The organism is Flavimaricola marinus (assembly GCF_900184895.1).
GTDB classification, from domain to species: Bacteria; Pseudomonadota; Alphaproteobacteria; order Rhodobacterales; family Rhodobacteraceae; genus Flavimaricola; species Flavimaricola marinus.
On record NZ_FXZK01000001.1, the window covers coordinates 1116459 to 1138863 of the forward strand.

The 22405-nt window shown below is 60.3% G+C and carries 27 protein-coding genes and 1 pseudogene; 12 read left to right on the top strand and 16 right to left on the bottom strand.

The window, feature by feature from the left end:
• Positions 1–41: 41 nt before the first annotated feature.
• Together LOM8899_RS05405 and LOM8899_RS05410 are read left to right on the top strand one after the other, a co-directional pair.
• Positions 42–1088 carry a LysR family transcriptional regulator gene (locus LOM8899_RS05405; protein ID WP_168770472.1) on the top strand — a complete coding sequence of 349 codons (1047 nt, stop codon included), beginning with the start codon at positions 42–44 and terminating at the stop codon, positions 1086–1088.
• A 214-nt stretch (positions 1089–1302) separates the two neighbouring features.
• Entirely contained in the window at positions 1303–2157 is an 855-nt protein-coding gene (locus tag LOM8899_RS05410; protein WP_093991076.1) for an NHL repeat-containing protein, read from the top strand.
• Positions 2158–2205: 48 nt separating this feature from the next.
• Here LOM8899_RS05410 and LOM8899_RS05415 read toward each other — a convergent pair whose 3' ends face one another.
• Genes LOM8899_RS05415 through LOM8899_RS23900 form a run of 5 tightly spaced genes read right to left on the bottom strand, consistent with a single transcriptional unit; the run spans position 2206 to position 5853 of the window.
• On the bottom strand, positions 2206–3030 hold the full coding sequence (locus tag LOM8899_RS05415) for a lanthanide ABC transporter permease protein PedC (RefSeq protein ID WP_306456469.1): 825 nt from the start codon (positions 3028–3030) through the stop codon (positions 2206–2208).
• On the bottom strand, positions 3023–4189 hold the full coding sequence (locus LOM8899_RS05420; RefSeq protein ID WP_093991078.1) for a type 1 periplasmic-binding domain-containing protein: 1167 nt from the start codon (positions 4187–4189) through the stop codon (positions 3023–3025). The genes LOM8899_RS05415 and LOM8899_RS05420 overlap by 8 nt, the downstream gene beginning before the upstream one ends.
• The gene (locus tag LOM8899_RS05425) at positions 4189–5148 is read right to left on the bottom strand and encodes a PQQ-dependent catabolism-associated beta-propeller protein (protein WP_093991079.1); all 960 of its coding nucleotides are present in this window, start codon (positions 5146–5148) and stop codon (positions 4189–4191) included. Before LOM8899_RS05425 ends, LOM8899_RS05420 begins: the two co-directional genes overlap by 1 nt.
• 4 nt (positions 5149–5152) lie before the next feature.
• Positions 5153–5566 (bottom strand): cupredoxin domain-containing protein, encoded by a 414-nt coding sequence (locus LOM8899_RS05430; RefSeq protein WP_093991080.1) that lies wholly within the window; start codon positions 5564–5566, stop codon positions 5153–5155.
• An 11-nt stretch (positions 5567–5577) separates the two neighbouring features.
• Positions 5578–5853 (bottom strand): hypothetical protein, encoded by a 276-nt coding sequence (locus tag LOM8899_RS23900; protein WP_370739299.1) that lies wholly within the window; start codon positions 5851–5853, stop codon positions 5578–5580.
• Between LOM8899_RS23900 and LOM8899_RS05435 the strand changes: the two genes are divergently transcribed.
• The 4 genes from LOM8899_RS05435 to LOM8899_RS05450 are packed head-to-tail and all read left to right on the top strand — an operon-like array spanning position 5741 to position 8952.
• Complete coding sequence (locus tag LOM8899_RS05435; protein ID WP_370739300.1) at positions 5741–6712, top strand: ABC transporter substrate-binding protein; 972 nt, start codon at positions 5741–5743, stop codon at positions 6710–6712. The genes LOM8899_RS23900 and LOM8899_RS05435 overlap by 113 nt on opposite strands.
• 22 nt (positions 6713–6734) lie before the next feature.
• Positions 6735–7496 carry an ABC transporter permease gene (locus LOM8899_RS05440; protein ID WP_245820438.1) on the top strand — a complete coding sequence of 254 codons (762 nt, stop codon included), beginning with the start codon at positions 6735–6737 and terminating at the stop codon, positions 7494–7496.
• Positions 7481–8203 (top strand): ABC transporter ATP-binding protein, encoded by a 723-nt coding sequence (locus tag LOM8899_RS05445; RefSeq protein WP_093991082.1) that lies wholly within the window; start codon positions 7481–7483, stop codon positions 8201–8203. The genes LOM8899_RS05440 and LOM8899_RS05445 overlap by 16 nt, the downstream gene beginning before the upstream one ends.
• Complete coding sequence (locus LOM8899_RS05450) at positions 8200–8952, top strand: ATP-binding cassette domain-containing protein (protein WP_093991083.1); 753 nt, start codon at positions 8200–8202, stop codon at positions 8950–8952. The genes LOM8899_RS05445 and LOM8899_RS05450 overlap by 4 nt, the downstream gene beginning before the upstream one ends.
• A 27-nt stretch (positions 8953–8979) precedes the next feature.
• Here the strand turns inward: LOM8899_RS05450 and LOM8899_RS05455 are convergent, their stop codons facing one another.
• Positions 8980–9519: a lipocalin family protein gene (locus tag LOM8899_RS05455; RefSeq protein ID WP_093991084.1), complete on the bottom strand. Its 540-nt coding sequence runs from the start codon at positions 9517–9519 to the stop codon at positions 8980–8982.
• A 135-nt stretch (positions 9520–9654) separates the two neighbouring features.
• On the opposite strand from LOM8899_RS05455, the gene LOM8899_RS05460 reads away from it, so the two are divergent.
• Positions 9655–10464 carry a hypothetical protein gene (locus LOM8899_RS05460; protein WP_093991085.1) on the top strand — a complete coding sequence of 270 codons (810 nt, stop codon included), beginning with the start codon at positions 9655–9657 and terminating at the stop codon, positions 10462–10464.
• Positions 10465–10510: 46 nt separating this feature from the next.
• Here LOM8899_RS05460 and LOM8899_RS05465 read toward each other — a convergent pair whose 3' ends face one another.
• From LOM8899_RS05465 to LOM8899_RS05480, 4 genes are read right to left on the bottom strand one after another with little or no spacing between them, the layout of a single operon-like run.
• Entirely contained in the window at positions 10511–11101 is a 591-nt protein-coding gene (locus tag LOM8899_RS05465) for a hypothetical protein (RefSeq protein ID WP_093991086.1), read from the bottom strand.
• Positions 11098–11781 carry a hypothetical protein gene (locus tag LOM8899_RS05470; RefSeq protein WP_093991087.1) on the bottom strand — a complete coding sequence of 228 codons (684 nt, stop codon included), beginning with the start codon at positions 11779–11781 and terminating at the stop codon, positions 11098–11100. Before LOM8899_RS05470 ends, LOM8899_RS05465 begins: the two co-directional genes overlap by 4 nt.
• Complete coding sequence (locus tag LOM8899_RS05475) at positions 11774–12517, bottom strand: MotA/TolQ/ExbB proton channel family protein (protein WP_093991088.1); 744 nt, start codon at positions 12515–12517, stop codon at positions 11774–11776. Before LOM8899_RS05475 ends, LOM8899_RS05470 begins: the two co-directional genes overlap by 8 nt.
• Before the next feature lie 8 nt (positions 12518–12525).
• A complete protein-coding gene (locus tag LOM8899_RS05480; RefSeq protein WP_093991089.1) occupies positions 12526–13077 on the bottom strand; it encodes a thermonuclease family protein in 552 nt (183 codons plus the stop codon).
• A 34-nt stretch (positions 13078–13111) separates the two neighbouring features.
• On the opposite strand from LOM8899_RS05480, the gene LOM8899_RS05485 reads away from it, so the two are divergent.
• Positions 13112–13861, top strand: coding sequence for a pentapeptide repeat-containing protein (locus LOM8899_RS05485; RefSeq protein ID WP_168770473.1), 750 nt, complete (start codon positions 13112–13114; stop codon positions 13859–13861).
• Positions 13862–13863: 2 nt separating this feature from the next.
• On the opposite strand, the gene LOM8899_RS05490 is transcribed toward LOM8899_RS05485, so the two are convergent.
• From LOM8899_RS05490 to LOM8899_RS05510, 5 genes are all read right to left on the bottom strand, one after another.
• Positions 13864–14598: a hypothetical protein gene (locus LOM8899_RS05490; RefSeq protein ID WP_133064979.1), complete on the bottom strand. Its 735-nt coding sequence runs from the start codon at positions 14596–14598 to the stop codon at positions 13864–13866.
• Positions 14599–14602: 4 nt separating this feature from the next.
• Positions 14603–15127 carry a c-type cytochrome gene (locus LOM8899_RS05495; RefSeq protein ID WP_093991092.1) on the bottom strand — a complete coding sequence of 175 codons (525 nt, stop codon included), beginning with the start codon at positions 15125–15127 and terminating at the stop codon, positions 14603–14605.
• Between the two features lie 80 nt (positions 15128–15207).
• Complete coding sequence (locus tag LOM8899_RS05500) at positions 15208–16944, bottom strand: pyrroloquinoline quinone-dependent dehydrogenase (protein WP_093991093.1); 1737 nt, start codon at positions 16942–16944, stop codon at positions 15208–15210.
• Between the two features lie 305 nt (positions 16945–17249).
• Positions 17250–17849 carry a hypothetical protein gene (locus LOM8899_RS05505; RefSeq protein WP_133064980.1) on the bottom strand — a complete coding sequence of 200 codons (600 nt, stop codon included), beginning with the start codon at positions 17847–17849 and terminating at the stop codon, positions 17250–17252.
• Between the two features lie 555 nt (positions 17850–18404).
• Positions 18405–19412: a LysR family transcriptional regulator gene (locus tag LOM8899_RS05510; RefSeq protein WP_168770474.1), complete on the bottom strand. Its 1008-nt coding sequence runs from the start codon at positions 19410–19412 to the stop codon at positions 18405–18407.
• A 303-nt stretch (positions 19413–19715) separates the two neighbouring features.
• Here LOM8899_RS05510 and LOM8899_RS23680 point away from each other — a divergent pair.
• A pseudogene (locus tag LOM8899_RS23680) lies at positions 19716–20003 on the top strand (IS481 family transposase); the annotation flags it as partial.
• Positions 20004–20051: 48 nt separating this feature from the next.
• Here the strand turns inward: LOM8899_RS23680 and LOM8899_RS05520 are convergent.
• Positions 20052–20327 (bottom strand): hypothetical protein, encoded by a 276-nt coding sequence (locus LOM8899_RS05520; RefSeq protein WP_093991096.1) that lies wholly within the window; start codon positions 20325–20327, stop codon positions 20052–20054.
• Between the two features lie 325 nt (positions 20328–20652).
• Between LOM8899_RS05520 and LOM8899_RS05525 the strand changes: the two genes are divergently transcribed.
• From LOM8899_RS05525 to LOM8899_RS23685, 3 genes are all read left to right on the top strand, one after another.
• On the top strand, positions 20653–20856 hold the full coding sequence (locus tag LOM8899_RS05525; RefSeq protein ID WP_093991097.1) for a helix-turn-helix transcriptional regulator: 204 nt from the start codon (positions 20653–20655) through the stop codon (positions 20854–20856).
• Positions 20856–21362 (top strand): helix-turn-helix domain-containing protein, encoded by a 507-nt coding sequence (locus LOM8899_RS05530; protein ID WP_245820439.1) that lies wholly within the window; start codon positions 20856–20858, stop codon positions 21360–21362. Before LOM8899_RS05525 ends, LOM8899_RS05530 begins: the two co-directional genes overlap by 1 nt.
• 313 nt (positions 21363–21675) lie before the next feature.
• Positions 21676–22404, top strand: coding sequence for a tyrosine-type recombinase/integrase (locus tag LOM8899_RS23685; protein WP_281253197.1), 729 nt, complete (start codon positions 21676–21678; stop codon positions 22402–22404).
• The last annotated feature ends 1 nt before the right edge of the window (position 22405 follow it).

Consider the following 22405-nt stretch of genomic DNA (forward strand, 5'->3'; position numbering starts at 1 on the left):
CTGTTAGACTGCCACTTAACGCATCGTGGCAGGAGCTGGAATTGAACACCACCACCTACGATTTCGAGGCCGGACTGGCAGAGCAGGACGAAAGTGCCCCACGCAGGGCCGTCCTGCCCATGACGCTGCAACAGTTGCGGATTTTCCATGCCGTGGCGAATGCAGAGACGATGACAAAGGCGGCCAAGCAACTTGGGCTGGCCCAGCCTTCGGTGTCACAGCAGCTGAACAGGCTCGAGGCATCCATCGGCACGCGTCTCTTCATCCGCCGCCCAAACGAAATGGAACTTACCGAGGCAGGACTCTACCTGTTGCCGCGCGTCGAGCAGTTGCTGCGAATCCTCAATGAGGCAGAAGACGGGCTGCAACGTTTTTGCGAAGGCCGCCCCGCCGTGGTCAAGTTGGCGGGTCTCGACTCGGTGTTGCGAAACCTCCTTCCCGGAGCGGTCGGCCGTCTACACGATTGCTTTCCCGGCGTGACCATGGACGTGCAGGAAAGTGCGCCTGCGGAAATCGTGGAATTACTCGATGCCAGGCGCATCAACTTCGGTCTGGTGGCGGGGAACTCGCTGGCCGAGACACACGAGCAATTCCTTCAAGTACCGATCATGGAGGACCCCTATGTTCTCGCCGTGCCCAAGGAATTGGATCTTGCCGGGGTGGCGGATCCGGCGCGGGAGCTGTCACCGGCCGCCTACCGAACTCTCAACCGGTCGATTCAATTTGCGTTCGGAAGCACGCATACCCGGCGCGTCTCGAATTGGTATGACAGGCTCTTGCCGGGTCATCAGCCGATCGTTCAATGTCGCAGCTACGAGTCCGCGCTTTCCTTCGTGCGGGCGGGAGCCGGTGTTTGTGTCGCGCCGGCGCTTTCCACGATCGGATCGGCAGGTCCGGACGCCGGTGTTAAGCGCTACCTGATCGGTGTTCCACCTCGGCGCATCGTTGCTCTGATGCTATCGCAGCACCGGACGATGGAGCCCATGGCGACCCTGATTGCAGCTTTGAAAGACGTCGGTCGGGCTCTCGACATGCAGACAATTCTGCCGACGCCGACGTTCCTTGCCGACGACGCGATGTCGCGCTAAGCGGGCCTCGCGCGATCGGTTTCTTGCGGTTTGAGGTCGGCTGACCCAATAGCTTTGACCTGCCCGTGAATCTTCGACCAGCCGCCACCGCAACCCATGGTGTGTTGAGACAACGCTCCGATACCTGTGGCATCCGGAAGCTTCTTCAATGCATCTCATAGGTAACATCAATCGAGGATTGGCGCAGTCTGGGCTCCTATAAAAGGAGCTTGCGATGAGACATTTTCTACTTGCGGTTTCGGTGATCCTGCCCGGTCCGGTTCTGGGTGAAAGCTTCGACGAGGCCTGGCGGCTAGGGGGCTTCAGCTTGCCCGAATCTGCCTGGTACGAGGCCAGCATCGACAAGATCATCGTCAGCAACATCGGGGTCTTCGGCCCCGACGGCGGCATGGACGGCCGTCTTTCCCTGGTTTCGACGGATGGCACCGTCGAGAATGCCGGTTGGGTCACCGGGCTCATGGACCCCAAGGGCATGTCGAGTCATGACGGGATGCTCTATGTGGCGGATGCCATCGGGATGCATGTTGTGTCGATCGCGGATGGGAGCCTTGTCTCCACCGTAGCGCTCGAGGGGGCCACGTTCCCCAACGACGTGGCGGTGAGCGCGGATGGGTCGGTCTACGTAACCGATTTCCTTGCGGGCGGTCTTTATCGCTACAGGGACGGAACCGCCGAGGTCTTTCTGCCGGCCGGAAGCTTGCCGCTCCCAAATGGCATTCTCGCCGTCGATGGAACTCTCTGGATCGGATCGTTCGGAGACGGAATGCAGGCTGATTTCAGCGTGGCCGAGCCCGGCGGGCTCTGGCTGGTGGATATCGAAAGCAAGGCCGTCACTCCCGTCGATGGGGCGCAGGGCCTTGGTAGCGTCGACGGGATGGTTGTCGTGGGCGACAGGGTGATCTTCGACGATAATCCGACCGGTACGATGTTCATTCACGACGCCGCTGGCACGCGCCAGCTTGCCTCCGTAGGACCAGGCGCCGCCGATCTCGGCGTGATGGGCGACATGGTCATCGTGCCCAATCTCGGCACGGGCGAAATCGTGGTCTACCGGTATTCCGCGGACTAGCCATACCTCCCTGGCACGCCGCGGGGGCTGGCTCCGAATCTTTCGGGGTCAGCCGCGCTTGATCATGCGGATCGAGCCCCGGTTCGGGTCGTATCCCCGCGCCGAAAGGCCGAAGGCAACAACGGCCACGCCTGTCACCACGGCACAGGACGTCCAATTCATTTGCCCATAGGCTGCGAAGCGGATCAGCTCGACCGCGTGCGTAAAGGGATTGAACATGGCAATGTCGTGCAGGAGCGAGGCACCGCTTTCCTGAAGTTTCCACAGCGGATAGAGCGCCGAAGACATGAAGAACATCGGGAAGATGACAAAATTCATCAGCCCGGCAAAGTTCTCGATCTGGCGGGTATAGACGGTGATCAAGAGACCGATGGACCCCAGCATTAGTCCCGAGAGAAGCATCGCCGGCGCGATCCAGATCATGCCGGCGAGCGTGGTGTAGTAGCCCACCAGCGCGGCGATTCCCAGAAATACATAGGCCTGCAGCATCGCGAGTATCGTAGCGCCTACGATCTTGGCCAGAAGTAAGTAGCTGCGTGGAAGGGGCGTCACCAGCATCACCCGCATGACGCCGGCCTCCCGGTCATAAACCATCGAGAGTGCCGATTGCATGCACTGGAAGAGGATGATGATCCCCACCAGCCCAGGCAGGATATATTCCTGATAGGGCGTGTAGGTCTGATAGGGTGGGATGATCGAAATACCCAAAAGGTTCTGCAGTCCGGTAGCGAAGATGAACAACCACAGCGAAGGCCGGACGATCGCTGATAAAAGGCGTTCATACTGACGCAGGAATTTCAGAATCTCCCGCTCGGTGACTGCATAAAGGCCAAGCATATAGCGACGTCGGACATGGGATACCTGATCAGTCACAGCTGAATTCCGGCTCGTCGACGCCAAGACTGTCAAGCGTGTTGGTTTGATGCAGGAACCCTTCAAGAGGAGCGATGCCGATGATTGCATTTGCGGTGGCAAGCAGGATCGGCTGTCTGAGCTGGTTGTCCCACGGGCGGAAACTCAGCTGTGCGCCCTTCGAACCGTCGAGCCGAAGCGCGTCTGATCGCAAGAAGGCCTCGATTGCGACCGAGTCGCGGTCTCGGGACTTGGCTTCCGCCGTCAGGACCGCGCGCATTGCAATCCAGACCGACCAATCCTGCCATGTCATCCGCCTGTCGTAGCCCACCGCCGTCTCGAACCGGCTGTTGACCTGCGGGGCGCCGTAGCGTTCAAGTGACCAGTGCCATTCAAGCGGCACAAGCCCCGTCGCACCGACCACGGGGCGGGGCAGAGCCGTCCGATAGGGCAAATAGCGCGAAAATTCGCCATAGCTGTCCGCGATGAAGACGGCATCGTAGTCGCGTGTATCCCCGGTCAGTAGGGCCACGTTATTCTGCTCGCGAAGCGCGGGATTGGTCGACAGGTCGAATTCTCGCGTCGCCACGATCCGCAACCGAAACCGCTCGGCCGCTTCAATGAACGACGCGGCGCGCGCCCGATCCCGTTCCGTCTTGCCATGCAGGAGAAGCACCTGCTGCCATTGCATCTTGACGAAGTGCTGGATCAGGGCATCGGCGATCATCCTGTCGCTGGCGGCCGTGTGCAGCATCCTGGCGTGACAGCGGCGGCGGAGCCAATCCTCGGGCGCGGTCGAGTTGAGGAGCAGCGGGCCATCCGGCCCGAGTGCCTCGGCAACCGCGTCGGCCTCCGGCGCGGGCAGATCGAGAATGATGTATCTCGCGCCCTCATCGGCCAGCGACCGGGCCGCTGCCAAGAGGTCACCGGGTTCGGCAACGCGCATGACCGACAGGTCGATCGTCAGATCCCGCGCATCGGTCAGCAACGAAAGGTCGCTGATGGCCATTCTTGCGGCAACCTCGGGGTCCCCTTGCCGGCTGGTTTCGATCCTTGCATAGGCAATGGCTTCATCGTAGCGCGGATCGGGATCGATACCGAGAAGCGCAATCCGCACCTCTTCCTGGGCCGCGGCGATCCCCGCCCAGACAGAGATGGCAAAGATGAGCAGGGCGCGCATCAATCGTCTATGACCACGGTATGGGGAACCTGTCCCACTGGGATTGAGCGTATTGGGCGCAGGGTGCCAGTGTCGATCAGGGTGATGTCATCCGACAACCCGTTTGCCACCACTGCGACGCTTTCGTCCCGGGTCAGCGCAACCGACCACGCGCGGCGACCTACCAGAACATAGTCTATCACCTCGTGCGTCACTCCGTCGATGACCGCGATATGGTTCGCGCGGCCCAGCGAAATATAGCCACGCGATCCATCGGCCGTCAGGGCCATGCCCACCGGCGTCACGTCCTCGGGACGAAAGCCTGGCGGCAGGAATTGCAGCACTTCCTTGATCTCGTTCGTAGCACGGTCGATGATATAGATCTCGCTCGACAATTCGGCCGAGACCCATAACTCGTTCGTCTCGGGTGTCAGCACGAACCGGCGCGGACGGGTTCCCACGATGATGTTGTCGACCACAGCACCGGCTTCGGTGTCGATCACGTGGATCATGTCGGCCACTTCAGAGGTAACATAGACGGTCGAGCCGTCTTCGGATGTGATCACCCCTTCGGGTTCGGCGCCCGTGGGCACGTCGTGGATCACGATCCGGCTGTCGGCCTCGATGATCTCGAGCATCGAGTCCTCTTCGTTCGAGACGTAGATCAGCGACTCGTCCGGCGAAAAGGCAAAGACTTCGGGGCTCGGCCCGGTTGGAATGCTGTCGACGACCTCAAGCGTCTCGACATCGATGATGTCGATCACGTCGTCGTCTCCGCAGGCAACATAGAGAAGCGTCCGGTCGGCGTTCAGCCTCATGTCGCGGGGGCGGCGTGAAGTTTCGATGGTGGCGATATGCTCGAATTCCGGGGAGAAGACCCAGATATCATGGCTTCTTTCGTTCGAGACGAAGATGCGGCCCGTCTCAAGGGCAAAAGCCGGCGTCGCCGCGATCAGGGCAACAAGAAGTGCGCGAAACATGAGCCTACCTCACGATGAACGTGCCGGCGAGGCCACGTTCCTCATAGCCGGCGATCCAGAAGTCATAGTTGCCCGGACGGATCGGAACGAACCAGATGTCGATCCTGCCTTCGTCGTCGAACTCGATGGCGTAGAGGCCGAAGGGCTGCACCTCAAGGTCATTGATCACCACCTGGTTGATCCATGAGTTACGGAACAGGTCGGGGGCCACGATCTGAAATTCTTCGCCGCCGTCATGGACGATCGACCAACGGTAATACTTGCCCGTCTCCAACTCGAATTCATTGACTGAAAGGGTCAGTTCCGCGCTGTCGATCTCCATATCGGGAAGCCGAGTCGCATTGCTTGCGAGGTTTCCTTCGGCATGCGCGGCGGCACCGGTGACCATCAGCAAAAGTGCCCAGATTGCGTGTTTCATCTTTCCTCCCGTCAAGACGTTGCCGTTTCATGATAGCCGGATCTACGAATTGGATTTGGTAATACTTGAGATTGAGTTACGCATTTTTGACGGGTGCTAGCATCGCCTGGAACGAGAAGACCATTCAGAGACCGGTTCGGGAGGAAAGTCATGAACAGACGTGATTTCAACAAGCTGTTCGCAGCAACCGCCGCAGCGGCGGTCCCCGCGAGAGGATTTGCTTTCTCGCCCGCCGCGAAAGAGGTTGCGGTCGGCGTCCAGCTGACCGGAACGGCCAGCTGGGAGATGCAGACGATCCTCGACAAGCGGCTCGATGTTCACAACGGGATCGCGCTGGACCTGATCGATGTGGCGAACAAGCAGGCCGGGCATGTTGCGCTCCTCTCAGGTGAGGCGGACTTGATCCTGTCGGATTACATCTGGGTCGCGTCGCTAAGAGCGGCAGGGGAGCCGATCACCTGCGTCCCGCATTCGCTGGCGGTGGGGGGGCTCATGGTTCCGGCAAACAGCGCTATCGGTGCGGTCACCGACCTGCCGGGCAAGACGATCGGCATCGCAGGCGGGCCGGTAGACAAGAGCTGGATCGCCCTTCAAGCCTACTACGCACAGCAAACGGGCGAGACTCTGGCCGACAAGGTGGATGCCAAATTCGGAGCGCCGCCCCTGATCAACGAGCTTCTGGCCAATGGCGAAGTGGATGCGAGCCTCAACTTCTGGCACTTCAACGCCCGCGCCAAGGCGGCTGGCAACTCCGAACTGATCTCGGTCGCCGAGATGATGACTGGCATGGGGATCACCAATCAACCACCCCTTCTGGCCTGGGTCTTTCTCGAGGAAACGGCGGACAAGAACGAAGACGCCCTGACCGGTTTCTTCGATGCCTCCTTCGAGGCAAAAGCACTTCTCGCCTCGGACGATGCAATCTGGGAGAGTTTGCGCGAACAGATGCGTGCGGCAGATGACGACGCGCTCTTTCAGACGCTCCGGGACGACTACCGTTCCGGGATAATTCCGGGATATAGTGACGAGATGATCGACGCGGCGGCCACCGCCTTTGAGATCATGGCCGAGTATGGCGGCCCGGAGTTGGTCGGCGACAGCCCGGTGATGGACCCGGGCACGTTCTGGGCCGGCTATCGCACATAGGCGAGCGGCGAGACGGAGGCCAATGGGGAAGCAGCGCGTCGACAGAAGCTCCTGGATCGAAGCTGCCTCGTTGCCGCTTCTCTTGCTTGTCTGGCAGCTCCTTGCGATGCTGGCAGACCATCGGCTGTTTCCGACACCGTTTGAAGTGTTTCGGGAAATCTGGCACCTCGCGACGGAACGCTACCTTCTCGAAGATCTCGGAAAGACCCTCGGTCGGGCCGCTCTCGCCTTTGTCGCCTCCATGACGATCGGGATAGCGATCGGCGGCGCGCTCGGTCGGGCACGAACGCTGGACCGGCTGTTTTCCAGTTGGATCCTGATCGGGCTGAACATCCCCGCGATCGTTGTCGCCATCGCCTGCTACATCTGGCTCGGCCTGTCCGAATTTGCGCTGATCCTTGCGGTCACGATCAACAAGACCCCACTGGTGGCCGTGACAATGCGCGAAGGCGTGCGTGCGCTCGATACCGGGCTGACCGAGTTGGCCCAGGCCTATCGCGTGCCCTTCTTGCGGCGGATGCGCCTATTCCTGGTGCCCCAGCTCATGCCCTTCGTGCTGACCTCGGCCCGGACGGGGTTGTCGCTCATCTGGAAGATCGTGCTCGTCTTCGAAGTTCTCGGCAGCGACGGCGGGGTCGGCTTCCGGATCGGCGTCTATTTCCAGAATTTCGACATCACCGGCATCCTTGCCTATACGCTGGCATTCATGGCGGTTGTGATCGCCTTCGAATACTTCGTCATGCGCCCACTCGAACGAAGGGTCCTCGGATGGCGCCAAGCATAGCTGTTTCGATAGATATCCGCGCAAAGCGGTTCGAAGGGGCGACCGGGCTGCTCCTCGATGGGCTGCGGCTCGACGTGTCCGAGGGCGAGGTGCTTGCCCTTGTCGGCCCCTCCGGGGTGGGAAAGTCGTCGCTCTTGCGGATGATCGCGGGGCTCGATGCAGATTTCGACGGCCAGATCACCGTGTTCGGACAGCCCGCGAGCGAAGCCGGCCCGCCGGGCTTCGTGTTTCAGGATCCGAGGCTGCTTCCGTGGCTTGGTGCCGCGGCCAATATCCGTGCGGTCAGTCCTGCGACGACCATGAGCGAGGCAGTCTCTCTGCTGGGCGAGATGGGGCTCTCCGGCTTCGAAACAGCTCTACCCGGAAGCCTTTCTGGGGGCATGCAGCGCAGGGTCGCTCTGGCGCGGGCGCTGGCCGTTCAGCCCCGGCTCCTGCTTCTTGATGAGCCCTTCGTTTCGATCGACCGCAAGTTGGTGCGCGAACTCCATGACGTGATCGGCCGGATCGCAGAGCAGCGCCGCCCCACCATGATCCTCGTGAGTCATGATCTCGAGGACGCCGCACGGCTCGCTGACCGGGTCATCCAGTTACAGGGCCGGCCCGCCCGAATTATCGCCGAAACCCGGGTGGAAACACGGCGGGCCGACCGCAACCCGGCACGGCTGCTCGAGATCGTGGCGCAACTGGACGAGGGGTCAGGGGAATGACCGGTTATGTGCTGGACCTACGTGAGATCCGCAAGTCCTATGGCAGGTCTGAAGCCCTCGCCGGCATCTCTTTAGCGATGCGGGAGGGCGAATTCGTAGGTCTCTTGGGACCAAACGGCGCGGGAAAATCGACGCTCTTCCAGATCATCGCCGGTCTCTTTGCGCCCGATGGAGGTCAGGTCCAGCTCTTCGGTCTCAATCATGCCTCAAACGGGCCGCGGATTCTCGCCCGGCTCGGCGTGGTGTTTCAGACTCGCTCGGTCGACCTCGACATCTCGGTCGTTGCCAATCTTCGGTTTCACGGTCGGCTTTTCGGACAGAGCGGAGGCGAACTTGCCCAAAGGATCGAGGCGCTCTGCGCGCAGTTCAACCTCGACGACTTCCGGAACCGGCCCGTCCGGACGCTGTCGGGCGGGCAGCAACGCAGGGTGGAAATCGCCCGCGCGCTGATCAACGAGCCCGCTCTGCTGATAATGGACGAACCGTCGGCCGGGCTTGACGCGTCTTCTCGGCGCGACCTGGTATCGCATGTCCGGGCCCTTGCCCGAACGGAAGGGGTGGCCGTATTGTGGGCTACCCATCTCGTGGATGAGGTCGGAGACGCGGATCGGATAGTCATTCTCGATCATGGACGGATCTTGGCCGACGACAAACCGACGGCGCTAATGGAGGCGACAAGTGCGGCGGACCTAACCGACGTCTACGAGAAGATACTGCACCGGCAGCTTGGGGACGAGGACCCGGGTTAGCCGGGCAGATCCGGTCACCACCCGCCGTCAGGGCGCGTGGGGCACCGCCGCTATTGCGCCCTCTCGATAGCCTTGAGCGACAAGTGCCTGTCGTGCAGCGTCTAGTGCCGCCGCATCGGGATTTGGCTGCCGTGACCAGAGAAAGCCAATCTCGCCCCGCGGCGCGCCTATCGCGAGAAGACGGGCATCCTCGGCTTCCCAAAGCACGACAAGGGGCAGGTTGCCGATCTGTGGAAGCCGGTTTATTCGGGCGAGGAATACCCCAGGCGAGATTTCGACGACGATCCCCTCTATGGCGAGAATCGGCCCGTCGAGCCTGCCCACATGGCAATTGATCCTCAACGTAAGCCGACTGTCATCGCGTTCCTCGATCCGGACCGTGTTGCCGTGGCAATCCCGCCCCAGCAAGGTCGGGGTGCGGGCAACCTCGAACCAGTCTCCCAAGAGCTTGCTCTGCTCGAAGGTAGTCACAGGGATCAGAGGCGTAGCGGGGTCGCGGACTTGCTGCGCAAGAGCAGGGAGCGCAAAAAGCATGGCCAATAAGATGCACACAACCCGCATGAACATGCCTGTCTCCTCTGTTTCCCTCCGGATAACAGGACGATCCGGCCGAGCCACGCAATGATTGGATACCAATATTGGCTATCGGATAATCCAATTCCCGGACCGCGTAGTCTTGCTCCGAGCGAAATCGGAGACCAAATGCGCATCTGGCAGGGCATTCTCACTGTAACCCTGATCTTGACGGCCGGATTGGGGCTTTTGGTCATGTCGGGCCACGGGCGCAACCTCATGTCACCCGCGCTGCAGGCGGAACTGCAAGTGCAGGATTTCCCGTTGCCGCCCGACATGGGGGTCGATCCGATGCGCGTGGCGGATTTCATGGTGGCTGAGTTGCAGGAGCGCATGGAAACCGACATCGCCATCCGCCTGACGATGAACGCGAACGTGGCCGACCAGATCAGGACGGTGGTGCTGCCGAGATTGATGAACGTCGTCGCGGTCCAGACGATGATGCGCGAAGTCCCCGAACTGTCCGAACTTTTGGATCTCGGGTCTTTCCGGCGGACGGTCAGCGGCACAGTCCAGAGCCGGAAGGCGGCCGAAGATGTGGCTCTGACGGTGCCCGGCGCGCTTCTGGCGACGATCGACGGAACAAGGGTTCCGGTGACAACGACCTCGACCGGAATGACAGCACTGGAGCTTGGGTCGATGACCGCCGGGGAGAGCCGGCAGATCGTCCTGTGGCTGAGCGAGAGCGCGGGATCGGTCGATCTTGGCCGCGCAATTCAGCTCGGTGCGGCCGAAGGTCAGCGAGGCCGCGTCCTTCTATGGGGAGAAACCGGATGGTTCGGCGCCGATGTGGAGGCGTTGCGCTGGGGACGCTGGATCGTAGGCGGCGTGCTTGCCGCTGCTTTCTTGTTCGGGCTAGCAGGAGCGATGCTCCCGTTTCTCAGTCGACGAAACGGCTGGCGCGATGATGGTGATGCGCGGGCGGCTCATCGTCCCTAATCATGGAGCGCAAGGCCCTACCGTACCAGGTGGCACCGGCGGGCGATCATTGCGGCTTCGCGGGCGTGACTGGTGCCTGCGCTGTTCCGAAAGTCAGCATTGAGGGGTCGAACAGGTAGAACCTCTGGCCCACCGAGGCCGAGCCGGTGGGCTGTTGGTCGGAGACTTCGTCCTCGATTTCCAGCGCGAGCGCCTCCGCCGTCGCCTCGGGTAGGGTCTCCTCTGCGTCAACAGTGCCCTGAATGTCTTCACCCGCGGCGATATCGCTCATGGCTCCGCTGATCTTGATCCGCAGGTCGTCCGAATAGGGAAGCTGATAGGCCCGCGGCTGACCCACGGGATAGTTGTCGCTGTCGAGCGGCTGAAGCCAAAGGAACACCTGACCAATTTCACCCTGAAGCTGATTGGGTTCGACTATTTCTGCCCAGAGCATGCGGAAGCTCGACGGGATCGGGCCGTCCGACGGTAAGCCGCGCAATTCGCCCACTGCGTTGAAGGTCAGTGGAATCAGCGCGACCGTCGCCGCCGTCGACAGGACCTTGAAGACCCAGTGCAGCCGAGACAGCAGGACAAGATATGCCAGAAGTGATACCACAAGTGCATAAGCTGCTGTTAAAGACAGGATCGTGAAGGTCATTGCTGGATCACCTGGCCGGTCGCGGCGTCGATTTGGCCCCCCTGCGTGTTTCCACCGGGCCCGTTGCCAGCCCCCTTGCCTCCGGTTCGGGTCATTTCCACGAGGCTTCGGGGGGTGTTCGTGACATTCTCGACCTCGTCGCCCGCGAGGGTGAAGCGCGCGGCGGTGACTTCGTCTCCCGTGCCCCTCAGTTCCAGCGTTTGATAGAAGACCACCTCGACCGAAGGATTCAGCTTTTCGATCTTGACCTCAACTGGCAGGGGCGCGGCACCATTGGCTATGTAGTGTACGATGTTGACGACATATTCGCCGTCCTGCAGACCACGGAAGGCCACAGTTTCCTGATTGAGCGGATTCGTGACCTCTTCGTTGTTGAGGAGGATCACATCCTTGAACATGCCCCTGTCATCGCGCTCCAGATGCATCAGCCCCGCTTCGCGCTGATTATACCAAACGATGTTTCCGGCTGGGTCCATTACGTAGGTATCGACGTCGTCGGGATTGTTGTCGGGCCAGGTCACGGTGATGATCATCTCGGCTTTGGGATCGATCTTGCCCTCCTCCGCAGGCGCATTGATCATCGCGAACGAGATGAAGAACATGAAGGTAATAGCCTTCAAGGCGTTGAACAGGAGCGCCGAAAAAATCTCGAATTCCGGTTCGGCCTCTTCCTCAAACATTGCGTTCCGCCCTCGCAAGGTTCGGCAGTAGTGACACCTCGGTGAAAGACACCGCTGTCTGGCTGATGTCCGTGACGAGCGCGTCGGCGACATTGTATTCGAGCCGGAGGAGAATGCCACCGATGAGGCCAGCGATCGTGGTCAGAAGCGAAACCGCCATGCCCGCGATCATGTCCTGTAGCGCTTCTCGCAGGGTCGCGACGTCGAAATTCGCCATGTCGCCCATCGAGTTCAGCATCATCACGAAACCGACCATCGTTCCCAGCATGCCCAGCTTGTAGAGCAGGTCCGCCCCGTAGGTGCCCACCTTCGTCCGGCGACGCAAACTAGCACCGAGACTCATCATCAGCATATGGGCGCTGCCCTCGGCGTCCGACGGGTTCTCTCTGGAACGCATGACGTCGGCGACGTAACTGTCGATCAGCCCGCCGCCGACCGGAACGTCAGGGATCGTCGAGCTTGTGGCCAGTCTTGCTTTCCAAATCATGGCTCGGCGGTATTCACGCGACAACTCGGTCAGGATCCACAGGCAATGGGCCGAGAACCCGACATAGAGCACCGCAATCAGGATCGTTATCCGTGATCTGTCGGCACTGAAGAGATAGGTCAGGAGCCCGTAGTCGTAGGACACTACCGCCCCGATTGTGATGAGCGCCATTATGAGCGCCCATTTCATAACCGCGTCATAGGCACCGTCACGGCCCGGTGTCAGGATTGCGTCGGCAAGCTGCGTCATTGTCTGTCCTACCTCAAATCGCTCCGGCTCTCGCGCCGGCGAAAAATCCAGGGCTCCTCGAATGTGACGTCAGGCTGCCACAGCCCGGCACCAACCGAGATCGCTTCGGACATCTGGGGCATGTAGTCGTCGGACTGCTCGATGAATGCGAGGGCGAGGCCCGCTCTGACCATCTCCGCGTTGAGATCCTCTCCACCGCTTTCGCAGACGCCATATTGCCGGCCGAGTTTGTCCGGTTCGCCCTGAAAGCGGCAGACGACTTCACCTCTGCCCGCAAGAAGCTGGAGTTTGCGAAAGGCCACGTCGTAGCAGCCCCAGAACTCGCCATTCAACTGGCAGGTCTGTGGGCGTTCCGGCGCGTCAATCCCCCACAGAATGACCCGCTGGTTCCCAAAGCTCAGGATATCGGCATCGATCACTTCGGCTGTTCCACGGATCTCGCTGGCATCGGACTGGGCATCGATGGGGTCGGCAAATGACAGGCCGAGCAGAAGGCTCATTGAAAAGACCAATATCGTGAATTTGAGCAAACGGTAGTTGCGGCCGTTATCAGTGGTCATGGGCAATCCAGTTCAAAGAAGGGGGGAGCCGGGCATGCGGATCGTATTGGCGGCGGCCCTGGCACTCATCGCGGGACCGCTTTTGGCGGATCCGGTTGCAGACCTGATCGCAGGTGAGCGCGACGAGTGTCGGGGCTGCGACTTGCAGGGCGCTGTTCTCAAGAAAGCCGATCTTTCCGGTGTCGACCTGACAGGCGCCAATCTGACGGACGCCACGTTCCACCGCGCCAATCTGCGTGGCGCGATCCTTGACGGGGTCACGGCGCGGGGCACGAACTTCAATCTGGCCGATCTGACACAGGCGCAGATGACGGAAGGAGATTTTGTGCGGGCCATGTTCTACGGCGCGCAAATGTCGGGCGCCGATCTGACTGCTGCCGACCTGACAGAGGCGCGTATGCAGACGGCCCGGCTGACCTCGGCCAAGCTGCCCGGTGCGATTCTGGACAGGACGCTCTTGCGTGATGCCGTCGCGAACAACGCCGATTTCAGCATGACCTCGATGCAGCAAACCAATCTCAACGGGGCCCGTCTGGGACGGAGCCTTTTCGACGGCGCAAACATCAGCTACGCGGGTTTCGTCCAAGCCGAGGCGAGCCGGGCGAGCTTCGTCAATGCGACTGTGTCCTACACGGATTTCTACGGCGCGGACCTGCGGCGCGGAACCGTGGCGGGCGCCACCCTGACCGGGAACCGCTTTACGACCGCTGCAACCCGGGAGTTGGATTTCGACGCGGCGACAATGACCGGGAACTTCATGTCGAACGGGCGGATGCAGGACTGATCTCATGGCGCCACCGACAGGACATAGGGTGACAGGACTTCCTCGAAACGGGTCTGACTTTGGAAATATCCCGTGTTGATCTCCTGAGTTTCCAGGTTCCTGGCTTGCTGGCCGCGCTTGCGCAGATAGGTCGCCTCGAGCATGACTGAGGTGGTGTCGTCAGGTGACCGGGCGGTGCACAGTTCGTGGATAAACTGGTTGCCCACCGGCTGTTCTCCGTCCCGCATGGGAACGTCCCTGCAATCGAGCGCCCATTCGCCGAAGCGGCCCTTGAAGTTGCGGATCAGGGTGAACGCCGTCCGGCGCACCATATCCTCGGTCCGGTCATCGGTCACGATCCGGCGGCCCTGCACGATGCCTTCGGGATCGACCAGCACCGACACGATGACGGGGTGCGCGTAAACGGATGTGCCCCCCTGAAGCGCCTTGTATTCCAGCTCGAGCGCCCTGGCGATGTAGTCCTGCTCGTCGTCGTAGGAGAACTGGACTTCGCGCAGGCCGGATTCCTCTGGCGTGCAGGTCATGTAATCCGAAAAGGAGCCAAGCTCCCGCCCCGGAGGCCCGCCATTCGTGCCGCAGGTGATCTCGCCGACACTTGCATCCGGAGCCTGCGTGACCGGCTGGCCCAGAACCACGTCCCAGATCGAATAAGCAGGAAGAACCTGATCCTGAGCAAGAGCCATCGGAGCCAAAAGGCCAAAGCAGAACAAGGCGGAGAGACAGCTGGGCGCTCTCATGGAGTCACTGCAGGCCCGCGCAAGCTCGCGCCGACGGATTGTCGTAGAACGCCGCGCATTCTTCGTAAGTAGGTTCAGCGCGGCCGATCATGTAGGCCTCAAGAAATGCCACCACATTTGCGACATCCCTGTCGCTGAAAGTCTTGCCGCGCATCGGTGCGGTTCCAGGTTCAAAATCCTCCAGGTCCATCCCAAAGCAGCGCCCGTCGCGATAGGCGGCCCGATCGTGATAGGGCATCGGGGTTGCTGGCCGGCCGCATCCGATCACCTCGATCAGTGCCGCCGTGTCCAGAGTGGTCTTGCGAAGGTTAGGGCCGACCGGGGCCTGAAGGGTGGTCCCCGACTTCCCGTCCCCGGCCCAGCCATGGCAATTCCCGCAATATCCGACCGATCGGTAGACGACCCTGCCACGCTCCGGATCGCCCACATATCCATCTGTCTCTTGGGCATGCATGGGCAGCGCTGCTAGCGCCACGATCGCCAGCGTCAGGGCGGCGAGCGGGATAGTCGTGGCATAACTCAATGACATGTTATCTCACTGTCTGGGCCGATTGGTGAAGGCAGAAATGCCGGGCAACCGAGGCCGCCCGGCATGGGATTCTCAGGTCATTAGCTGTCCAGAGCGAAGACCCATAGCATGTTGGCCGCCTGCATGTTGGACAGCTCCGGCGCCAAGCCACCGCCGACGCCAAGGCCGCCGCCGGTGATCGCCACATACTGCGTGCCATTCACCAGGAAGGTGATCGGCGCGGCCGAGAACGACGTTCCCACGTTCATCGACCACAGCTCATCCAAGGTCGATGCATTGTAGGCAGAGAATGTCCCGTCCATATGCCCGGCCCAGAGCAGATCGGCCGAAGCCATCACGCCGCCATACAGCGGGTAGGGCGTGTTGAGCGTCGCTGTCACGGTGTTCGTGGCGACGTCGACAGCGTTGATCGATCCGGTCTGTTCGCCGCTGTTCACACCTGCGCCACCGATGAAGATGTTGCCGGGGAGCACGTCACCAGGATCGACTGCCCGCACCGACAGATCGGAACAGCCTTCGATCCCGCCCGCATAGGCCAGCCCGAGTTCGGGGTTGTAGGCCGTCGGGAAGAAGTTGGTGCCGCCCTGAATGTTCGGACAGGTGGTGGCCGTATCGCCTGCGCGGGTGATCCTCCCGATCGCGTAGGACTGCAAGTCGGCTTCCGGATCGTATTCGATCGGCAGGCCGGTCTTGGGATCGATGCCTTCCGTCCAGTTCAGGTTGCCGACATAGGCCACCGAGTTGATGTAGGCACCGCTGTTCCGGTCGAGCGTGTAGAAGATGCCGTTCCGGCCGAAGCGGGCCATGACCTTGCGGTCCTCACCGTTGATGTTGGCTTCGACGAGAAGGGCGGGGCCGACCTCGTCATAATCCATGTAATCGCCGGGCGTGTACTGGAAGTACCAAGCCAGCTCGCCCGTATCGGCATCGAGGGCGACGGTCGAGTTGGTATAGAGGTTGTCGCCTGGCCGGTATTCCGGGTCATACATCGGAACCGGGTTGCCCGTGCCCCAGAAGACGAGGTTCGATTCCGGGTCGTAGGAGCCTGCGACCCATGCCGCGCCACCGCCGGTCTTCCAGCAGTCGGGGTTGCCCGTCTGCTCGCAGAGCCAGGTTTCGGAGCCCGGCTCGCCCGGTTCAGGGATCGTGTAGAAACGCCAGAGTTCCTCGCCCGAATTGGCGTCGATCGCGGCGATCCAGCCGCGGGTTGCCCAGTCACCATAGGACTGGCCCACGATGATCCTGTCGCCGATCACTTGTGGCGAGTTGGTAAAGCCCTCACCCACTTCGGTTGCAACTTGCACATCCCAGACCACGTCGCCGGTATCGCTGTCACAGGCGACGACGCGGCCGTCAGGCAGAACGCTGACGACGTTGTTGCCCGAAAGCGCAAGACCTCGGTTCGCCAGAAGGATGCCTTGGCTCGGGTCCTTGTCGATACCGGTGTCGCAGATCCAGACCGGCCGGGCGGCGGTTTCGCTCGTCAGGTCGTACTTGTAGGGCGTGCCCCAGGGATCCGACAGATAGAGAAATCCGTCATCGACAAGCGGGGTCGTCTGCATGGCGCCGATGCCGAAACCCGCGGGCTCCATGCCGCCGACCGGGGCGGCCATGACCAGGCGCAGGCCTTCGACGTTGCTGGAGTTGATCTGGTCAAGCGGCGAGAACCGGTTCAGGTCGAACGTCTTTCCGATCATCAGCCAGTTGCCGGCCTCCTCCTCGGACCCTGCCGCAAGCAAGCGCTCCATCGTTACCTCGGCGTGGGCCATGCCAGACGCAGTGGCGATTAAGCCTGCAATTAAATAGTGATATTTCATGTTTTGCCTCCCGACCTTACATGATTGTGGACTTCAGTAAGGACATGCTCGCACCATTGTTTAATGGATATTCCTATTAGCAATATTGGTTGTGCGATTATGACTCGGTGGCGTTCCGGACGAGTCGGTCCGTGACTTCGCCGATGCGGCGATCGCCAAGGAACAGAACCGACCATCCGAACGTAAGCGACCCCAAGGTGATCCCGGGGGTCGCGCAGGTCCGACTGACGGCTCTCGGTCAGATTCGGATCATGAAGTGTCTGCCATCCCATCCGGACTGGAACGCACCGGATGCTGGGTTGCCGCTACTTTCGCCACTCGCGAAGGAAGAGGAAGCGGATGATCCCCAGCGAGAACAGCGCCACCCCCGCATAGAGAGCATACCAGTATCCGTCCTGCAGGTCCGAATCCATCCTGACCTTGCGGTGCGATGTCGGGTCCGTGTATTCCGACCGACCGATGAAGCTCATGTCCAAACCAGAGGCGCGCATATCGCCGATGAAATAGGCCAGCCCGACGGTGATCAGGTAGGACAAGCCGACAATTAGGATCAGCGTCGTCGCAAGCGGGAGTCTGATGGGGCCCAGCCTGAATTTCACATTCAGAAAGAGGCTGACCAGAAGAGCGAGCATCGCGACGGCGAAATAGGTCCATACGAAGGGCTCGAAAAATCCGGGCATCTCGTAGAGAGCCGGATCGGAGGCCATCCTGACCGGACCGACCGCGTCGATACCCCATGGATGAAGCACAAGGTCGTCGGTGCCCCGAATGGTGGCGATGTCCCCGATCCACCAAGGCTGGAACCACGAATAGACCATCAATGCTGCCGCTGCCACGAGCAGGAGACGGAGGATCCAGGCCAAAGGACCCCCACCAAAAGTCCATGCTCCGTTTGTATCTGCCATCGTTCCTCCCCTCGCCTGCTATATCAAAGACTGGCAGGCATGCTCCATTCCAACGAAATCATATGCTTATTTGCTGCGATATCCGGCGTCTCGCCCTGAAAGCGTAGCAGCGAAGATTTTTTTTGGTCAAGCCACGGCGGCGTCCCGGCGGGACGCAAGCACGAAGATCTGCGTGCCTTTGGGGCACTCGGGCGGGGGTGCCGCCCACCCGCTGGGCGGCAGTACTTCCCATGATTGCCGCGGGATCCCTAAGGCCTACTGCATTGCAAACTAAACCAATATTCCCCAATTTTTAATGGTTCTCTGAGTGATCGGGCGTTCTTGGGACTACGTCAGAAGACGTCGCAGAGATCAGCGAGTGAGCGCGGGTTTTGCGATCGGTTTGCCGGCATCTGAGGCAAACGCGGCAGCGGCCAATTTTGTATATTGGTAAGGCGAATGATCGTAATGGGCCTCGTTGGGGGGCGGCTCTCGATGCGACGGGGCGTACTCCTCCGCGGGTGTCAAAGCCGCAATTCCGTTGGCCCCAAGAACGTTAACCCGAGGCGGGCCGGGTTAGATCGCGATCCCGGAAATCGGACCACACGGCAACGGCAACTTCTCGAAGCTCTGCTTGGAGGCTGAGCTGTTGATGCTTTGCTCGACATATTCGCAAAGCCGCGTTTGAAACAGGAGGAAAGGCCGCAGCGACGTCAGGTGTCGAGGCATGATTAGCACAGCGTCACGACCGACCATCTCGAGATCATAGAGCCTGAGACGGTCGAGGGTATGGCTAGTGAGATTTGGCAAAAGCGACATAGGGCAATGACAGGTCGCAAGACCTGCGGCGACGATGTCCACGGCGACCTGGTGCGTCGAAGCCCGGAAGAACGGTGCCGAGTTGGGTAGGTTGTCACGGTACCATGCCTGCGTTCGGTTTCCCCATGGCACGGCCGCGGTGACCTCGACATGCCGATTGAGGGCGCCGGCAACATCTCTGGACCTGTCGCGATGGGCCAGTGACTCTGCCACCTGTTCAAGCGAAACCGAATTCGGCACTGCCCAGACGATCCGGTCGCGAAAAAGGTGGCGGATCGACAGCGTGGCCATGTGGTCTTCGACATTTGCCGCGCTGACCACGCCGCAGTTGATCTGGTGCGCATCTATCATTTCGACGATGTCTTCGGAGTTGAGCGCAAATACATGTTCGAACCGTGTGAAGCGCCCGATCTCGATAGCTATGGAGGCCGCGGCCTCGGTGAATCGGCCGCGCAAGGATGGCGTGGCCCCGAACCGAAGCAATATCTGCTCGTCCTTGAAGCTATGAGAGTGTTCGGTTTCGTATTCCTGTCTCCGGTTCAAAAGGTCACGGGACGCCCGAAACCAATGTTCGCCAGCCGGCGTCAGTTCGACATTCTGGCCGCGCATTCGAAAGATGAGCTGCGTTCCAAGCTCTTCTTCGAACTTGGCCAATTGCTGCGAAATCGTCGGCTGCGACAGGCCGGTGAGACGCGTCGCCTTGCTGATCGATCCTGAAACAACGACCGCATTCAAGAGCTCTAAATATCGGAACGTAATGTTCATCGTGGCAACTCCTAAATGCCCATTATATCGGCACATTTAGAATTTGGAAACCAAATCCAATTTTGATCTTGGTGACATTGACATAGGTCAGCGGACAGCGTGGGCGTGGATCTCGCTACCATTCACAGCCGGTCCTGGCTTTATCCGGCCTTGGTCGCAGTGCTTCGCACGTTGCGGCCGGTTCAATACCCCTTGGCGGCCCTGTTGAAAGACACTCTCCTTGAGCGGAGTAGTGGCCTTCCCTAGGTATTTGATCCCACAGTTTGATGATGCGGTCCTTTCTCAGGAAGGGAAGGAAGCATTGTGGGCCACGTTCGTCACAGAAGCGCCATGACCACGCACGCCGTCAGATCAACAGTACAGAGATCGCAAGCTTTGCTCGCGCTACTGAGCAGGGAGTTGGCCATCCAACCTAGGACGGAGGCCAAAAGGCGCAAGCAGGCGACGGTCGCGGATCTGACGACCGGGCCGAAGAAACCTCGCTCCACGGTTCTGACTGAGACAGAGGAAGCCATCATCGATGCGTTTCGGCGGCACACGCTGCTGCCACTGGACGACTGTCTCTATGCCATTCAGCCCAGGATTCCGCACCGATAAGCTGTCGTGCGCCATCGGTTCAAGTACGATCGCGAATGCATCTCATGCCTGCCGGACGTATTTGAGGTTGCTACGCTTCCGCATGGTGTCTGACAGATCGTTCCAGCCCAGGACTTGCACGCGGTGGGTTGATCCGTCTGGGCGCTGGTTCGTCACCACGGTCGTCATGAGGGCTTCAATCGTCTGCACAAGCCCATCATTACTTTCATGAGTTTCTCTTTGGTCAACAATTTCGATATCAAAGCGCCTATGCTCCGACGCCAGGTCAGGCACGAAGGCATGGCGCAGCAGTATGTCGAACAGCCGCCGATCGGCCAACGTCAGCGCTTACGCGCCCTTAATCTCGATCAGCTCTGTTCAGGCCACCCCTTCCTCATCGTGAGTGATGCCGTATGCAGTCGAGGCCAGCACAAGCCTGTCCAGAGTCGCGGAGCAACTAACGCAACAGATCCTCCAATGTCACTGTATTCTAGCTTGGTAGACACTGACTCCTTTTCCTATTAATAAAAACAGCCACTTACGAGCGAGATTGGTCACACCTTTCTCGCCTCTGACCACATATTTTCCCGCTGTCGAGGCGCACCATTCTCTGCACAAGCCCGTCGAAACTCCTCGACTGGCATTGAACGGCAGAGAGCAACACATGACCAAACTCACTCAAGACCAACTGGCCGCCCGGTGGCACCTCTCGCCCCGGACGTTGGAGCAATGGCGCTGGCTGGGTAAGGGCCCGCGCTTCCTGAAGATCGGCGCGCGTGTCCTCTACCGCGAAGAGGACGTCAGCGCCTGGGAGGCCGCCCAGATTTGCCAGAACACATCCGGCCCCTTGCCGCCGGAGGCGTCCTGATGGCCCGGCTTCCCTCCCCTAATCGCATTAAGACCCATCAGGTCTATACTGTCTGGGAAGCGGCGCAGGCGCTAGGGCGTCACCGTCAGACGATCATTCGGTGGATCAAGGACAAGGGCCTCGAAGCGGATCGCGCCAAGGTGCCATGGCTGATCCGAGGCGCCGATTTAAAAACTTTTCTCGGCCACCGGCGCTCAGAAGCAAAGACCAAAATGGCACTCCATCACCTCTTTTGCCTCGGATGCAAATCACCACAAGAGCCCGATGGAAAATTTGCTGAATATACCCAGAAAACACCGACAACGGGCATGTTAAAGGCGCTCTGCCCCGCCTGCGGCTGCATCCTCAACAAGGTCGTCAAACGTGCCGATCTTGAGGCCATTCGGGCCAAGATCGAGGTCGCAGTGCAACAGGCCAACCCAAGAATAGTGTCCCTGCCCGAGCCCCGTTTAAATGATACCTCAGCAAGGGAGGCCCAGACCCATGGCAAAGCGCAACTCGGATAACCTGCGGATCAAGCGCAAGTACCTGGTCTGGCGTATGGAGGCCAAGGGGCTGTCGGATGCCTCGATCGACTAGGCCGCCGCTGCCATCGCCAGCTACGAGAGCTTCCTCGACGGCAAGGATTTTCGCAGCTTCCATTCTGAGCGCGCCCGCAGTTACAAGCGCCGTCTCGCATCTCAGCAAAACCAGCGCACCGGGGCCAAACTGTCCCTCGCGTCGATCAATGGAACACTGCGTGAGGTCCAGGCTTTCTACCACTGGCTTGCGGATCAATCCGGTTACAAGTCCAGGATCACGAGGTCAGATATCGAGTTCCTGTCGCCCGATCGCAAGTCAGACGCCGCCCGTCGCTCGTCCCTCTGGAAGCCTCACCCATCTCCCTCGCAAGTTGTCCAGCTTATCTCCGGAATGCCGGTCAAGACGGTGTTGCAGCGGAGGGACCGTGCCTTGATCGCTTTCCTGTTTCTGTCCGGATCGCGCGAAGGCGCAGCGATCACCCTGCGCCTCGGCCATGTTGATCTGGTTAATTCCTGCGTGAACTTTGACGGTCGCTCCGTCGACACTAAGTTTGGCAAAAGCTTCACCACGGCATTCTATCCGATGGGACGGGAGTGTGAGCAGGTCGTCCGCGACTGGATCGCTGAATTGAGATTCCAGCATCATTTCTCGGACAGTGACCCGCTGTTTCCCAAGACAAGGGTGGGGCTCGGGTCATCTCGTCGCTTCTCTGCCGTTGGCATTGATCGAAGCCCTTGGAAGAGCCCGTCATCAGCTGCCAAGATTTTCAAACAGGCTTTCGTTGATGCAGGATTGCCGCCGTTCTCACCCCACCGGGTCCGTGATACCTTAGCCGAACTGGCCAAAGACCATTGCCGTACGCCCGAGGACTACAAGGCGTGGTCGCAAAACATGGGGCACGACGACGTCCTCACGACCTTTAGATCCTACGGCTCTGTCGCACCCGGACGCCAGGTCGATCTTATGGCGCGGTTCCGCAAACGCGGTCCACTCGACAGCGTCGATGATTTTGACGTGATCGAATGAT

What these genes read in the sequence shown, in the direction of transcription:
- LOM8899_RS05445 (WP_093991082.1), top strand. Translation starts at nt 7,481, where the DNA reads ATGGCGCCAAGCATAGCTGTTTCGATAGATATCCGCGCAAAGCGGTTC.
- LOM8899_RS05510 (WP_168770474.1), bottom strand. Translation starts at nt 19,412, where the DNA reads ATGAACATTACGTTCCGATATTTAGAGCTCTTGAATGCGGTCGTTGTT.
- LOM8899_RS05420 (WP_093991078.1), bottom strand. Translation starts at nt 4,189, where the DNA reads ATGCGCGCCCTGCTCATCTTTGCCATCTCTGTCTGGGCGGGGATCGCC.
- LOM8899_RS05430 (WP_093991080.1), bottom strand. Translation starts at nt 5,566, where the DNA reads ATGAAACACGCAATCTGGGCACTTTTGCTGATGGTCACCGGTGCCGCC.
- LOM8899_RS05460 (WP_093991085.1), top strand. Translation starts at nt 9,655, where the DNA reads ATGCGCATCTGGCAGGGCATTCTCACTGTAACCCTGATCTTGACGGCC.
- LOM8899_RS05410 (WP_093991076.1), top strand. Translation starts at nt 1,303, where the DNA reads ATGAGACATTTTCTACTTGCGGTTTCGGTGATCCTGCCCGGTCCGGTT.
- LOM8899_RS05425 (WP_093991079.1), bottom strand. Translation starts at nt 5,148, where the DNA reads ATGTTTCGCGCACTTCTTGTTGCCCTGATCGCGGCGACGCCGGCTTTT.
- LOM8899_RS05485 (WP_168770473.1), top strand. Translation starts at nt 13,112, where the DNA reads ATGCGGATCGTATTGGCGGCGGCCCTGGCACTCATCGCGGGACCGCTT.
- LOM8899_RS05495 (WP_093991092.1), bottom strand. Translation starts at nt 15,127, where the DNA reads ATGTCATTGAGTTATGCCACGACTATCCCGCTCGCCGCCCTGACGCTG.
- LOM8899_RS05450 (WP_093991083.1), top strand. Translation starts at nt 8,200, where the DNA reads ATGACCGGTTATGTGCTGGACCTACGTGAGATCCGCAAGTCCTATGGC.
- LOM8899_RS05455 (WP_093991084.1), bottom strand. Translation starts at nt 9,519, where the DNA reads ATGTTCATGCGGGTTGTGTGCATCTTATTGGCCATGCTTTTTGCGCTC.
- LOM8899_RS05525 (WP_093991097.1), top strand. Translation starts at nt 20,653, where the DNA reads ATGACCAAACTCACTCAAGACCAACTGGCCGCCCGGTGGCACCTCTCG.
- LOM8899_RS05505 (WP_133064980.1), bottom strand. Translation starts at nt 17,849, where the DNA reads ATGGCAGATACAAACGGAGCATGGACTTTTGGTGGGGGTCCTTTGGCC.
- LOM8899_RS05470 (WP_093991087.1), bottom strand. Translation starts at nt 11,781, where the DNA reads ATGTTTGAGGAAGAGGCCGAACCGGAATTCGAGATTTTTTCGGCGCTC.
- LOM8899_RS05500 (WP_093991093.1), bottom strand. Translation starts at nt 16,944, where the DNA reads ATGAAATATCACTATTTAATTGCAGGCTTAATCGCCACTGCGTCTGGC.
- LOM8899_RS05475 (WP_093991088.1), bottom strand. Translation starts at nt 12,517, where the DNA reads ATGACGCAGCTTGCCGACGCAATCCTGACACCGGGCCGTGACGGTGCC.
- LOM8899_RS05480 (WP_093991089.1), bottom strand. Translation starts at nt 13,077, where the DNA reads ATGACCACTGATAACGGCCGCAACTACCGTTTGCTCAAATTCACGATA.
- LOM8899_RS05490 (WP_133064979.1), bottom strand. Translation starts at nt 14,598, where the DNA reads ATGAGAGCGCCCAGCTGTCTCTCCGCCTTGTTCTGCTTTGGCCTTTTG.
- LOM8899_RS05440 (WP_245820438.1), top strand. Translation starts at nt 6,735, where the DNA reads ATGGGGAAGCAGCGCGTCGACAGAAGCTCCTGGATCGAAGCTGCCTCG.
- LOM8899_RS05530 (WP_245820439.1), top strand. Translation starts at nt 20,856, where the DNA reads ATGGCCCGGCTTCCCTCCCCTAATCGCATTAAGACCCATCAGGTCTAT.
- LOM8899_RS05465 (WP_093991086.1), bottom strand. Translation starts at nt 11,101, where the DNA reads ATGACCTTCACGATCCTGTCTTTAACAGCAGCTTATGCACTTGTGGTA.